The sequence below is a fragment of the Brasilonema sp. UFV-L1 genome (assembly GCF_012912105.1).
In the GTDB taxonomy this organism is placed as follows: domain Bacteria; phylum Cyanobacteriota; class Cyanobacteriia; order Cyanobacteriales; family Nostocaceae; genus Brasilonema.
This window is the reverse complement of sequence record NZ_QMEA01000169.1, coordinates 1-13371: the sequence shown is the minus strand read 5'-3', so window position 1 is coordinate 13371 and position 13371 is coordinate 1. Positions and strand designations below refer to the sequence as shown.

Here is a 13371-nt window from a genome sequence, read left to right as displayed (position 1 = left end):
ACAAGTGCGCTTGACTTTGCGTCAACTCGTTTTACCCAAGTTCTTGGGTAGGGCCGCAAAAATACACCCAGATCTTGAGTTTTACGAGTAGACATTGTTAGTGGTTGTCCATTTTTGTCTATGAAAAATGAAGCGGAAGAATCTCGCGAGATACTATGTCTTTGGGACACGCTGCGCTAACGCTTCACTGCGCCTGTCCTTGAGCGATAGCGTTGCGGTTACGCACCCTGCGGGAAGCCGCAAAGCGTCTACAGTATGACAAGTTAGGTGTTTGACTGCAACTTGGTATGAATGGGTAGATTTTGAGTTCCCAAAAAAATCGCCCCCTGCATTCAGGAGGCGTGTTATCGGGATTGTGACATAGCAGCGCTATGTCTTAGGTTTGACTTTGAGTTTAACTAGCAACGTACTCTTTAACGTTGGCACGACGGCGACGCAGATGAGCAAGGGCTTGATGCTCTAACTGACGGACACGTTCACGGCTGAGGTTCAACCGTTCGCCAACTTTTGCCAAAGACATTTCGTTACCGTCTAGTAAACCAAAGCGCAGAGACAAAACTTCTCGCTGTTGCGGGGTTAGTTCTGCCAGCATATTATTCAAGTCTTGGCGCAAGAATTCCTGAGTCATGTAATACTCTGGTGATGGTCCTTCATCTTCGAGCATTTCTTGCAGTTCAGTATCTTGGTTATCGCCAACTTTGACATCCAAAGAGACTGGCTGACGCGCCATGTTCAGATACTCACGAATCTGAGCTGGTTCTAACTCAAGTTCTTTAGCAATTTCAGCAGGAGTTGGTGATCTTCCTAGCTTCTGAGCAAGTTCCCGCTGCACTTTCTTAATTTTATTCAGCTTCTCGGTGATGTGAATAGGTAAGCGAATTGTACGACCTTGCTGAGCGATCGCCCGAGTGATCGCTTGGCGAATCCACCAGTAAGCGTATGTTGAGAATTTATAACCCCGCATTGGGTCAAATTTCTCTACACCTCGCTCTAATCCTAGTGTTCCTTCTTGGATAAGATCCAGAAACTCCATATTCCGCTTCTGGTACTTTTTGGCAATAGCGACAACCAAGCGCAAATTCGCTTCTATCATTTTCTGCTTTGCTCGCTTGCCTTGGTGTACTATCTGTTTGACATCACTCTCGGATTTACGAACATGAGCAGCCCACTCTTGTAAGCTAGGTTCGCGGCGTAATTTCTTCGCCAAAACCTCCTTAGCATCCACGAGTGTCATCATTTGTTGCACCTGCTTCCCATATACAATTTCTTGCTCACGGGTTAGCAGTGGTACACGACCAATCTCGCGCAGATAGGTTCGCACCATATCAGCCGTGAACTTGGCGTTAAGGTTTTCGGTTTGGGTTTCAACAGTAGGCATTGGTGCGTTTTCCTCTACTCCGTAAACAAAAATAAATACTCAATAACAACTAGGGCGGATAGGGCGGATTGGGAAAGTTAGTACACGTATTACGCAACCAGGAGAACCATAGAGAGAAAATTGTTTCCTACAGAACCTGTCAAGACGATCATTTTCTCGGATAGGTTTCCCCACCTCCCCTAAACTTTGAAATCGTTTATAAGCATGCTGGATTGTTTTGCAGAATTCTTTTAATGCTTATAGTCGCTGGCGGCGACAGTATAACACGAAGTCAGTATGAGTTTTACTTAATCTATAATAAAGCAAATCATATCAAGAGTAAAGTAGTCCAGTTAAATCTTTCTATTATAGAGTAAATTAATATTTATTGCACAGGGGAACCGATTTTCTTTTTCAAAACTGACTACATCTATAGTGACCCTAAAATCGTGTGATCATTCCTCTGCCTATAGCCGGATTACCGAACACAATTGCTTCTGAACATGGAGGGATGTCACGAAATCTAGAAATCAGGAATACGAGCTTGGGAATTGGTAGTTGATATATTTTTTCCATTAACCCAGTTTCTTCACAGCGATCACTCGTTTTCTAGCAAGCACTCAATAGCCTAAAAGGCACCCCTAGCTTGAGAGCAACCTCAAAAGCAATCTAAGTGTGTGGTTCACGAGTTTTAAACCAGTTACTATTTCCCTTTAAACCGAGATACCGCGTTCTGGCACTAGGCAAGGTCATCTTTCAGCAGAGCATACACAGGCACACACTACGCTAGCCAACGTCTACGTCTGTTTAGAAGATGCGCTTTCATTTTCTACTGAACCAACGTGTGGGTCAGTTGCATTGCATTTGCTGATAGCGCCGCAGGAGTAGTGCTAAATAAGTCGCCCTCTTGCTTGAGCACCCTTTGCCCAAAACCTTTCTACTCTTGCTCTACTACGCCCTCGCTAATCTATTAGAAGAAACTATTTACTATAATAGCATGTTTCTGATTATGGATGAAATTGATATTCCGTATCCCTTCTCCAAAGCAGAGGAACTTTGGGGCGTAGGGGTAGCACCTGGCGTCCAGACTTCCAGTCTGTGGGCAATTTACACATCTGGGATGCTCCCATTGAAACAGCGCTCAGAGCACTACAAATACTCCAATAGCTACAAATATTAATAAAGATATCTGTATATAAATAGATACTTTTTTTATGCTATCTCTATCTAAAGTTATTTAACTTCATTCCTTGACATGTAATGAAAAAAAATCATCCTCCTATTGGGATAGTTAGAAGACTATATGCTTTAAAAGCTAAGCTTCTTTTGCTCATCTGTGTTTTTTTTATTAGTTTTTGTAGTATAGTTTTATCCAATTTTTTGACGACAAGTCAAAAAAGTTTCGCCCAGATTAATCTTCTGCAACCAGCACCAAGTCAACCGTTGGGCTATTACGATTATTTTGGCAAACTGCTTAATCCCCAAGAAGCGTCAGAACTCGTTGCAAATAAAGGACTCAACCCTAACGATCCTATTTCTTATCAGCGGGTTGGAGCGGTTGAAATCACTGAAGAATTAATCGCAAAAGGTGAAGATATATTTCTCAACCGCAAAATTGGTGACACATTTGGTTTGCAAGGAGTATTCGGTCTTGGACAAGGTACAGATATTCTCACAGAAGAATTTACTGCAGCAATTTTGAATCTGCAAGGTCAGCCGACAACAAACTTACAAATTACCCTCCTCAAAGATATAACCTTAGGTAGTCGAACTTTTGCGAAAGGAACTGTCATTAACACAGGTTTAAAGGTCGAAAAAGGAAGCACTAACATCTTGGGATCTGCACCGAACGGTAACATTACCTGTGCGTTCTGTCATGCAGGTCTTTCAAACGAGGGTAAACGTGTTCTGGGTGTCGCGAATAGTGAAATTGCCTTTCCCTTGTTTCTTGCTTTGGCACCAAATTCATCTGCAGGATTTTCACGCACAAAAATCAATCCCCTAGACCCACAATACCAAGGTAATGGCAAAACCATTATTGACAGTCAGGGTAATTTAGTGAAATTGCCAGATCCTGAAAAGTTTGAGAAAGCTTTTGACGATATCTTACTAGATTTACCTTTTGGTAATTTCGAGAGTTCAACAGATGGCATTAAAAATACCACCCAAATTCCCAATGTTTTCACCTTTAAGAGTCACCCTTATGGTTGGTCTGGAGAGGCTGGAGTTGGTCCGTTTAGAGGATTGAGTGCTCTCAACAGCGCTGTTCATTCTTCAGAGATTAACATTTTAGCATCTGCACAACTCATTGCAAAAACTCTTGGCATTGACCCAGAAGTTTATATTGGTACAAGCCTTCAGAATGCTGCTGATCCGAGATTACGTTTACCAGAAGGAATTACAGTAAAACCCTCGGAGTGGTTGCGGACAATTGCACCAGATATCGTAAAAGCAGAATTAGAAGATCAAGTTGCTCTTCCCGGTACCGGAACTTATCCAAACCTGCAACCCAGCTTGTTTACATTCAACGGTTTGGTTTTTAGCCCTAACACTGGAAACTCTGATGATATTGCTAGTGGCACTTTCCTATTTGCTAATAATGCCATGTCTGCTTTCCAAAATAGCTTAGTACCACCTGCCAACCGCACATCGGAAAATTGGCAAGCATTGAACACCAATTCTGTGAAGCGTGGAGCAAAAGTGTTTGAGAAAGCCAATTGCGCAGTTTGCCATATTCCACCCTTCTTTACCGACAACAAAATTTATCCGCTTGAGAAAATTCGTACCAACCCAGCCCGTGCTCAATCCCGCTTAGCACTGAATAATTTGTTAGTGCCACCAAAGCTATATACTTTTGACACTCCTGTTCCTATAACTGCTAACGCCGAAGAGCTAGATGTGCCAACGCAAGACGTCTCTGATCAGCCCACGACTCTACCCAAAGGTATATTGCCAGATGGTGGTTATAAAACTCCTTCCTTACGTGGTGTTTATTTGAGCGCACCATATTTACACGACGGTGGTGTAGCAGTACGAGCCGGAAGTCTGGAAGTTAATTCAAATGGCAGCTTTACTGTTGTTGATCCAAGCGGTTTAGGGCTAACTAACACTCTCAGTCAAGGCATACCAGCGGATGCTGCTAGCAGCTTGCGTGCCTTGGTTGATCGTGATCTTCGTGCTTTAGTTGTGCAAGCCAACAAAGATAATCCTGGTTTAGTGCGTAGTAATCTTGATGGCACAGGTCACGAATTTTACGTAGATAGGCAAGCTGGGTTTAATCCTAAGCAGCAAACAGATCTTATTAATTTCCTGCTAGCACTTGATGACAACCCTGGTAGTTTCTAATTGATCAGCGCGTTGCATTCATAGTTGATCAACAACTAGAAGCGTTACGAAGTATTTCCGCATCTCGCAGGCGATTGTTCCGGAGGAGCCACTCCAAGGAGGCGATCGCCCTGAAGAATATTCAGTAAAATTACGTAACGGTCTTAGCACGATATAACTAAACTGAGCGAAAATGTTCGGTTATTGGTAGTATTTCAAGAAACTCCTGCACGCATTCTAATTTCCATTCCAGGGTTTGTTTGAGTAGGTAAATTTAGAAAGAACAATGCTCACACAGCCATGTGTGTGGATATTTTCTGCATAACTTTAACATGATATTATTGTAGTTTAGATGTATATTTGCCTTCCTCATCTTTAATTATTTAAGGTTTACTTTGTGATTTAGAACTATTACTAAGTAACCAAGGAACAAGATTAGCTACTGTAGCAGCAGCAAAGGAGAACAGCGCAACAATAGCATCACGGGGTAAAACACCATCTAGCCAGCTTCGCTGAATTCTGATGACAGGAAAATCTTTATCTAGACCGATTGTTATTTGTTTATCTGTACCGGAAAAGCGGACTTCTAAACCCTTTTTAGAAATGATTTCAATGTTCCGTATTAGTTGAATGTTGAGAGGAATATTTGGATTTTCTCCCATGAGAAACTGATTTTTTTGGATTTCTTTTTCTTCTCCTGCCATGCGGATTTTGCCTGACACGATGGTAGAAACATCTAATTCATCTCTAATGTCACCATTTCTATCTGAACGTTGAAATTGAACGTTTTGGGTTTCTATTTTGCCTCTAAACCATTTTTGCGATTCAAAATTTTGAGGTTTTGAAATAGTAATATACAGACTATTCTTTTGTGTCATGTCTAAGTGAAATTGTTTATTATCTGGATTGTAAATAAATTCTATTCGTGTTTGCTCGCCAGGAGGAGTTTGTAAATTTAACTCTGGGAATTTATAACCTTCTAGAGTAACTTTGATTGGTTTCTCTCCTAAATAAATTTCTAGCGTATTCGATTTATTATCAGGTGCTGCTGTTGATAATCGTTGTAGAGATAAAGCCAGTTGTTGACGAAAAAAGTCATAATTTAATTCAGTTACTTTTGTATTTGGTTGTAGTTGCAGTGATTTCAGGTCAATTTCGCTAGACGACTTGAGATTTTCAGGAGCGAGAATCAATTTACTCTTGCGGTTAGTCAGCTCCACTTTTAGAAAGTTTAATTGATTAAGTTGTGGCAAAGATTCACTTTTAAAGTTTCCTGTGAAAGTTACGGTTTGAATACCTTCACTTTCTAAGTTACTAATACCACGAATTGATTCCAGAAAACGTTTAGTTTGCTTACCATTGTAGGTAAAATCCATTTCTTGAACAGTGACACTACCTTCAAAAATATGATTTCTGGGCACAATCGCGGAAAAAGTGACAAGACTAAAACAGAGAAGTAATAGCAGAACAAGAACAAATCTTTTCTGATTGATTAAATATTTGACCACCGGCTGTAAGCGCTGGCGAACTTTATTGGTATTTGTACGAATCGAAGCAGCCAATTTGGTCGCGTTTAAATTCCTGTTTCCTCTAAGGAGAGTACTGATAAAGTTGGGAGATTTTTGCGCCCCCTGTTTCCGATTTGCCATGATTTATCTTAGCCAATTTGGGTTATGTTCAAAAACAATTCGTCGTTTAATACGGTTGCTGTCTATATCCCTTTGGTCAAAATTGGCGATGTAGTGGATTTCATATCGTCCGGCTGGTGTGTTGCGTCCATCCCAGGTAAAGATAATTTCGCCGTTACTTGCGTTAGGACGGGAAGTTCTGTAGATAGGTTTTTGACCTCCTTTGGGAATGATTTCAAAGGTCGCAAATCGAACGCGATCTTGGGAATAAAAGACAAATTCATAATGATCGGAAGTTTGCCCCACTATGACTGGAACATAGACAGGTTGGGAACCAAATTTATATGAAGCCAAAGCGCGAAGGCTATTTTCTGGTATTTTTGCTTTTCGGAGAATATTAGTATCCCAAGTAAAGTTGAAGCGCGAAGCATTACCAGACAGTGGAAAGTCATCCAACTGATAGTGATAGTTGTCTCCCAAAGATTTCACTGTCACCTCTGGATTCTTACCACCTTTAATCCGAGGAATTTGTAATGTCAGATTATTGCCATAACTTATAAGGTTGCGCGTGGCAATGGAAATTAGACTCAGGCTATTTCCGCTAATGTTTTCTTCTTTGAGACCTTCGCAACGCTGGGGTGGTTGACGACGGATATAATCAGTAGAATCAGGATTCCCTTCAGGGCAATAACCTTGTGCCGGAAGATAGGTAAAGCTAAGAACTAACAAGCTAGCAAAGATAATTTTACTGTTCATAACTCCTCTAAAGAACTTTCCAAGTACGCAGTTTTTCTAAAATCACGGACATAGGATAGGCAAAACTTTCTTGTTCGCCTCTTCTTCGTGCAAAGACAATGCCTAAAAGCCGATTTTGCGAGTCAATAACAGGACTACCGGAATAACCAAATTTCAGTGCAGGTTGAGATATCTGCATTTTCTGTTTGTCACTGCTGCTGATTTCCCTTGATTCCACACACCAAAACAAGTTCTCTTCGCTGCTGGCAGAATGACCGATAATACGAGTGGGTGTTTTTGGGGTGATTGGAGTTAAGGAGATGGGTAAAGGCTGGATATCTTCTGGCAGATTTCCCATAACTTCCAAAACAGCTAAATCGACTTGTTCCTTTTGAGAGGTCATTTTCAGTAGCTTGGCATTTCGTCGCATTCGGACTCGGTTTTCAGGTGGCTTGCTGAAAAATTCGACTTGGATATCTTTACCCTGTTCATTGCCATCAAAAATGACATGACGATTGGTGAGAATTAATGTCCGGTTGGCTTTTCGCTGAATGACTATGCCTGTGCCAACTTCAAAACCCTGGCGTTCACGGATGGTAGAAAATTCCGCAGTGATGCGTACCACAGAACGTTTAAGGGGTAGGCTTGGATCATCCTTGGGCAACCATTCTCTATCATCGACAACTTTCGCTAGGTCATTATTACGTTGGATCTTCCGTAACCTTCGTGCTTCATCATTGTTGTTACTGGCATAGCCGAAATCTGGGTCAATCTTTTCTGCGTTGTCAAACTCCTTAATAGCTGCTTCTAATTTGCCTTGCTGTTTGAATGCAACACCCAAGCCATTATGAGCAAGAGTAAGAGTTCTGGGTGGAGTTGTGGAACTCTGTTCTAGTAATGTTATGGCTTTTTGGAAGGCGGCGATTGCTGCATCTAATTTTTTCTGGTTTATCATACCAATGCCAAGGTTGTAGTAAGCATTAGCCAAGTTAGGGTCAAGTTGAATCGCTTTTTGGAAGTTCCTAATGGCTTGATCTAATTTCTTCTGGTCATACAGAGCAATGCCGAGACCATTGTAAGCATAAGCAAAGTTAGGTTTAAGTTGAATCGCTTTTTGGAAGTTCCTAATGGCTTCATCTAATTTCTTCTGGTCTCTGAGGGCATTGCCGAGACCGTTGTAAGCATAAGCAAAGTTAGGTTTAAGTTGAATCGCTTTTTGGAAGGCGACGGTAGCTGCTTCTAATTTCTTCTGGTCATATAAAGCATTACCGAGACCGTTATAAGCATAAGCAAATTTAGGGTCAAGTTGAATCGCTGTTTTGTACTCAGCGATCGCTTCATCTAATTTATTCTGGTCATACAAAGCAATGCCGAGACCATTGTGAGCATCAGCATAGTTATGGTCAAGTTGAATCGCTTTTTGGAAGGCGTCAATGGCTTCATCTAATTTCTTCTGGTCTCTAAGGGCATTGCCGAGACCGTTGTAAGCATAAGCATGGTCAGAGTCAAATTCAATCGCTTTTTTGTAGGCATCAATGGCTTTATCTAATTTCTTCTGGTCACACAGGGCATTGCCGAGACTGTTGTAAGCATCAGCATAGTCAGGGTTAAATTGAATCGCTTTTTGGAAGGCGTCAATGGCTGCTTCTAATTTCTTCTGTTGCCGCAAAGCATTCCCCAAATTGTTATAAGCGTTGCCATCATTAGGTTTAAGTTGCACAACTCTACGCCAAATCTTTTCAGCTTGAGAGTAATTACCGACGGATTCAGCAGCATTAGCTTGTTTCAATAACTGTTCGATACTACTTTGCGCAGCTACCAACCGAGGAGACACAGCCAAAGATAAAGTTAAAAATACAACAAATATTGTATGATGACGCTTAATTTTCACAGCCAATCTAAATCATCAAAATATTGATAATTAAGTAATCTAGCTCATATACGGCTTTGGCGGCTATTTTTATTTGTTTAAAAATATACTAAACAGTCTTTCGGGCAAGGCAGAGGGTATTTGTGAAGAAAAAAGTTTTCAGGTATGATAGCGCTTGTCGATTGCGTGCAATACACCGCTGTAGAGACGTAGCATGCTACGTCTCTACATTATGCGCAGGTGTGATTCAAATGAGAACCGCTATATTTCCTGGCGGATGAAGATTATGGAGGATTATGGTGGAACATCTTAGTTACCAAATCTCAATCTCAAATCTCAAATTCCTAAAACCCAAGATCCGCTTTCGCTAATTCCGCAGCAGCAAACACTTCTTCATCTGGCTTTTCTTCCCAAGCAGTCTCGCCAATTTCTTCATAAAATATGGTATCATAAGGACGAGTACGTACAACCACTGGCATAGGGACGGCGTGTCCTAAAATCAAGGCTTGTTGCTTAGAGTCTAACTTTGCCAAGACAGAGCGTAAAGCACCTCCACCAGACACCCCAGTAAAAATTGCGTCAATATCTTTTTCATCATTGAGCAAGGCGGTGATACGAGTACCAATCTGAGACATCACCTCATTATCTATGCCCGATGGACGTTGATCGACGACAAGAAGCGTTACGAAGTATTTCCGCATTTCGCGGGCGATTGTTCCAAAGATAGTACTTTGTACCGTCGCTGGGTCGAGGAAACGGTGTGCTTCCTCAATTGTAATCATCAATTGCGTTGGTCTATCGTTGGGATTTTTGGTTTGTAAAAACTTTTCTGCTTTGGTGACATAGTGTTGGTGAATTCGTCGAGTAATCATATTTGTCACCAACATATAAGAGAGCATATTTGACTGGGAGCCAAACTCCACGACAATATTCTTCCCAGCTTCTAGGGAACGCAACATTTGACTGACATAATTATGCGGACAAGCCGCACGCATATACTTTAAATTTTCCAGTCGCAGGAGTTTGCGCTGTAGTGCTGTAATTGAACCTTGGTGTCCTCGCTTCTCCTCACAAAAACTCTTGATTTCTTCGTTTGTCATATTTATCAATTGAAGAATCCAAGACTTGCCAAATTCAGCGTACAAAATATTAGCGTTATCTAAACTCGCTTCTGAAAGTCCTAAATCACGAGAGCATAATTTGATATCTTCGACTTCAATTTGATCGTAACTTAAGTAGAGTTCTTGTGCGTGAGGAACGCCTCGACGCTTAGTCGATTCTGGGTCAAGTGTGTAGACTTCTACTAAACTGGGAAAGAGCTGCTTTAAGCCTTTGACTGTACTCATTTGTTTGCCTTCGGAGACGGCTTCCCAGCCATACTCTGAGTGCATATCAAAAATCAAATTTACCGCCGCATTTTTGCGGATTGTCCCAGCTAAAAGTAAACGTGTTAAAAAGGATTTTCCTGTTCCTGATTTTCCAAAAACGCCGTTGCTTCTTTCTACAAAACGGTTTAAATCGAGACACACTGGTACTTCCATGTCCAATGGTTTTCCAATGGAAAAGTTTTTTCTTTGAGGATCGTCTTCCCAACCGAATACCCGGCGAAAATCTTCTTCTGAAGCTTCATACACTTGGCTAAAGTGGCTGGGAATCGTTTTGACTGGAAGCAGTTCCATTGTTGTGTTCGTCTGCGGTTGAAATGAAGCTAAACCAGTCGCTGATGGAACAAAGGGATTTGCAGATTTGCCGTTTGTTGGAGAAAAAGATTCTTCAGATTCGGGGGTAAACATCAACATCGGTGCGAGGTTAATTGTACCATATGTTCCTCCTCCTGCTAAAATTTCTCGCAAAAAAGTGTCTTCCCAACTCGGAGGATTGGCAATAATTCTTTGGTTAGCAATTCCTAACGCTACGTCTGTAAGCATACAAAAAAAGCGCGATCGCACCCCTTGGACAACTAAAAACTTGCCGACTCGCATATCTTCTACCGAAACATCGGGGTGCAATCTAACTTCTAATCCCCCAGTCAGAGAGCCTTGTATGACTGAACCTAATGGACCATCCAATTTCATTTCATTAATCACACAGTGTGATAGCTTGCTCTTATGTTGCATTGTAATTGTAGAAGACAAAATTGGGGATGCAACTAGATGTTAGTCAAAAGTCAAAAATCTTTTGAGTGTTGAGTGTTGAGTGTTGAGTTATTACTCAATTCGGATTGAAGTCGGCGCACTTGGATTTCCTGTTGTGGTAGAGCTTGTCGGTAGTCTACGATATTGGAGGTAGAGGCGATCGCGCCAAGCAAAAAACGGTGCATAAATCGGATTATCTGCTAATCCAGGCACTCCTTTGCCTCTGATGGCTGGTGGTAAATCTAAATAAGCACCTTCAGGAAATTTCAGCAATAGTGATAAACCCGCCACTGCAAAGTCAGCTAAGGTTGGTTCATCTCCTACTAAATACGGACTATCTGCCAACAATAATGTCAGCGCTTCTAAATCTTGCTTTAAGTCGGCGATCGCATTGCGTATTGCATCTGGACTATAACCGACGCCTAAACCCAAGACCCTCAGTATATCATTGGGGACTCCTTCTACCAAAGTCTTGAGAACATCTGGTGTTGTCGTGGGTAATAAGGACTTGCGGAAATCTTGGTTTTGACTAATGGCAGAAAACAGGGCTTTGCGACTCTTAACACCAATTGACTCATCTGCCCATTCTTCTATCAATAAACATAAACCCCGCTTTTTTGGATCGGTTGGTATCAATGGACGCTCTGGATATTGTAAGTCTAAATACTTAGCTATTTCTGTTGAATCTGCTATGTATCTACTACCGTCTTTCAAGACGGGTACTTGTCGTTGACCTGTCAATCGGAATAGTTCAACTTGTCCAATTCCTGGCGTCACCTCGATTTTACGGTACTCCAGTCCTTTATAATCGAGTATAAAACGGACTTTCTCTGAGTATTGAGATAATTCAAACTGGTATAATTCCAGCATTTTTCTTTATCCTGCACGTGGTGTACTTATAAATTTTACAAGTATATAAGAAATTAGGTTGAAAACCTCTTGCCTTTGGGCAGAGTTTGAAGGAACATAACGGGTCATTTTTTCGTCTGTTTTATTCTTTTGTCATCAAACTATCTTGATAAAGACAGCAAATTATACTTATTCATGAAGAAAATTTTTTCAAAGCTCTATACTGATAATTACTATTGATTTTGGATGAAAAATCTCACTTTTTGAGTTAGATGTTGTGTATGGCAAGATGATATAAATCATTATGGTAATGTATGGAAATTAAAGCAAAACAAAATTTATGAAGGTTGAATATAGCAATTTTGTGACTAAGTTGGCTGGTATGGTAGGAGTAACGGGCATCACTCTTGTCATGAGTCTACCAAGCGGAGCAAGTGAGGTATTAAATCGTAACTCTAATCTTGTCACAGAAGCTTCGTATAACGGTGGTCAACGCACTTTAGTAAACACTCAGTCCGCACCGAATAGGCTTGCGTCAGAAGCCACAAAGTCTGAAAAAACACCAGCGAAAAACACAAAAGTAGCACAAGGACGAGGAGTAAACCCTAGCCCCAGTATTTTGCAGGAGTGTCCCTACAACCGTGCTGCTTGTCCTGGTGGGGCTACTCCTTCTACACCAAGCACACCAACTCCTGAAGCTGTACCCACCCCACCTGGAACAGAAGTCCCTACAACACCAGGTACACCCACCACGCCTCCTGGACCTGGGACAGAAACGCCTCCTAAAGAACCAGCAGCAGGTACAGAAAGCAAGAACCTGGTAGCGATCGCAGAGTCCAACGGCTCATTTAAAATGCTCACCAAAGCTTTGAAAGCAGCTGGACTGGTACAAACTCTAGAAGGCAAAGGTCCTTTCACCGTCTTTGCACCTACTGATGCAGCATTTGCCAAATTACCACAAGACGCTGTACAAGATTTGTTGAAGCCAGAAAATAAAGAAGTCCTGGTGAAAATTTTACGATATCATGTGGTGCAAGGTTCAGTAACATCCAAAGATTTGAAGTCTGGTGAAGTCAAAAGTATTGAAGGTGGTCCAATTAATGTCAAGGTTGATCCAAGCGCTGGTGTACAAGTCAATGATGCCAAGGTAGTTCAGCCTGATATCAAAGCTAGTAACGGCGTTATTCATGTGATTGATAACGTCATTTTGCCTCCTGACTTGTAAATTGTTGTCTGAAGTACGCTTTGTTACAAAACTAGCTTGAAATAAATATTTGATAAAAAACCCGTTTCTATGATGATTTGGACGGGTTTTTTTGTATTGGCAGTGTTTGAGTGTTCTACAAAAATGCAGAACGCTGCAATATTGCATCAACTTGAAGCTTGATTTATTTGAAGTCAGAGTTTTTCATTGCTTCTAGAGCAATACGGTTCAGTTAAGGCTGAAAGTTTTTGGGAGAATGTGAAATTTGG

The 13371-nt window shown here is 41.3% G+C and carries 9 protein-coding genes; 3 read left to right on the top strand and 6 right to left on the bottom strand.

Annotated features, from left to right (window positions below):
• Window positions 1–394: 394 nt before the first annotated feature.
• The gene (locus DP117_RS30175) at window positions 395–1378 is read right to left on the bottom strand and encodes an RNA polymerase sigma factor, RpoD/SigA family (RefSeq protein WP_169221884.1); all 984 of its coding nucleotides are present in this window, start codon (window positions 1376–1378) and stop codon (window positions 395–397) included.
• 901 nt (window positions 1379–2279) lie between these two features.
• Here DP117_RS30175 and DP117_RS35655 point away from each other — a divergent pair.
• The gene (locus DP117_RS35655) at window positions 2280–2537 is read left to right on the top strand and encodes a hypothetical protein (protein WP_211176426.1); all 258 of its coding nucleotides are present in this window, start codon (window positions 2280–2282) and stop codon (window positions 2535–2537) included.
• 200 nt (window positions 2538–2737) lie between these two features.
• Window positions 2738–4702: a hypothetical protein gene (locus tag DP117_RS30170; protein WP_339381063.1), complete on the top strand. Its 1965-nt coding sequence runs from the start codon at window positions 2738–2740 to the stop codon at window positions 4700–4702.
• Window positions 4703–5064: 362 nt separating this feature from the next.
• Here the strand turns inward: DP117_RS30170 and DP117_RS30165 are convergent, their stop codons facing one another.
• The 5 genes from DP117_RS30165 to DP117_RS30145 all read right to left on the bottom strand — a co-directional run bounded on the left by DP117_RS30165 (window position 5065) and on the right by DP117_RS30145 (window position 11919).
• Complete coding sequence (locus DP117_RS30165; RefSeq protein ID WP_169221882.1) at window positions 5065–6330, bottom strand: hypothetical protein; 1266 nt, start codon at window positions 6328–6330, stop codon at window positions 5065–5067.
• A 3-nt stretch (window positions 6331–6333) separates the two neighbouring features.
• Window positions 6334–7065, bottom strand: coding sequence for a hypothetical protein (locus DP117_RS30160; RefSeq protein WP_169221881.1), 732 nt, complete (start codon window positions 7063–7065; stop codon window positions 6334–6336).
• A 7-nt stretch (window positions 7066–7072) separates the two neighbouring features.
• The gene (locus DP117_RS30155; protein WP_169221880.1) at window positions 7073–8935 is read right to left on the bottom strand and encodes a serine protease; all 1863 of its coding nucleotides are present in this window, start codon (window positions 8933–8935) and stop codon (window positions 7073–7075) included.
• Between the two features lie 323 nt (window positions 8936–9258).
• Window positions 9259–10989 carry an ATP-binding protein gene (locus DP117_RS30150; RefSeq protein ID WP_169221885.1) on the bottom strand — a complete coding sequence of 577 codons (1731 nt, stop codon included), beginning with the start codon at window positions 10987–10989 and terminating at the stop codon, window positions 9259–9261.
• A gap of 132 nt (window positions 10990–11121) precedes the next feature.
• Complete coding sequence (locus DP117_RS30145) at window positions 11122–11919, bottom strand: glutathione S-transferase family protein (RefSeq protein ID WP_169221879.1); 798 nt, start codon at window positions 11917–11919, stop codon at window positions 11122–11124.
• Between the two features lie 319 nt (window positions 11920–12238).
• Between DP117_RS30145 and DP117_RS30140 the strand changes: the two genes are divergently transcribed.
• Complete coding sequence (locus DP117_RS30140; protein ID WP_169221878.1) at window positions 12239–13123, top strand: fasciclin domain-containing protein; 885 nt, start codon at window positions 12239–12241, stop codon at window positions 13121–13123.
• The last annotated feature ends 248 nt before the right edge of the window (window positions 13124–13371 follow it).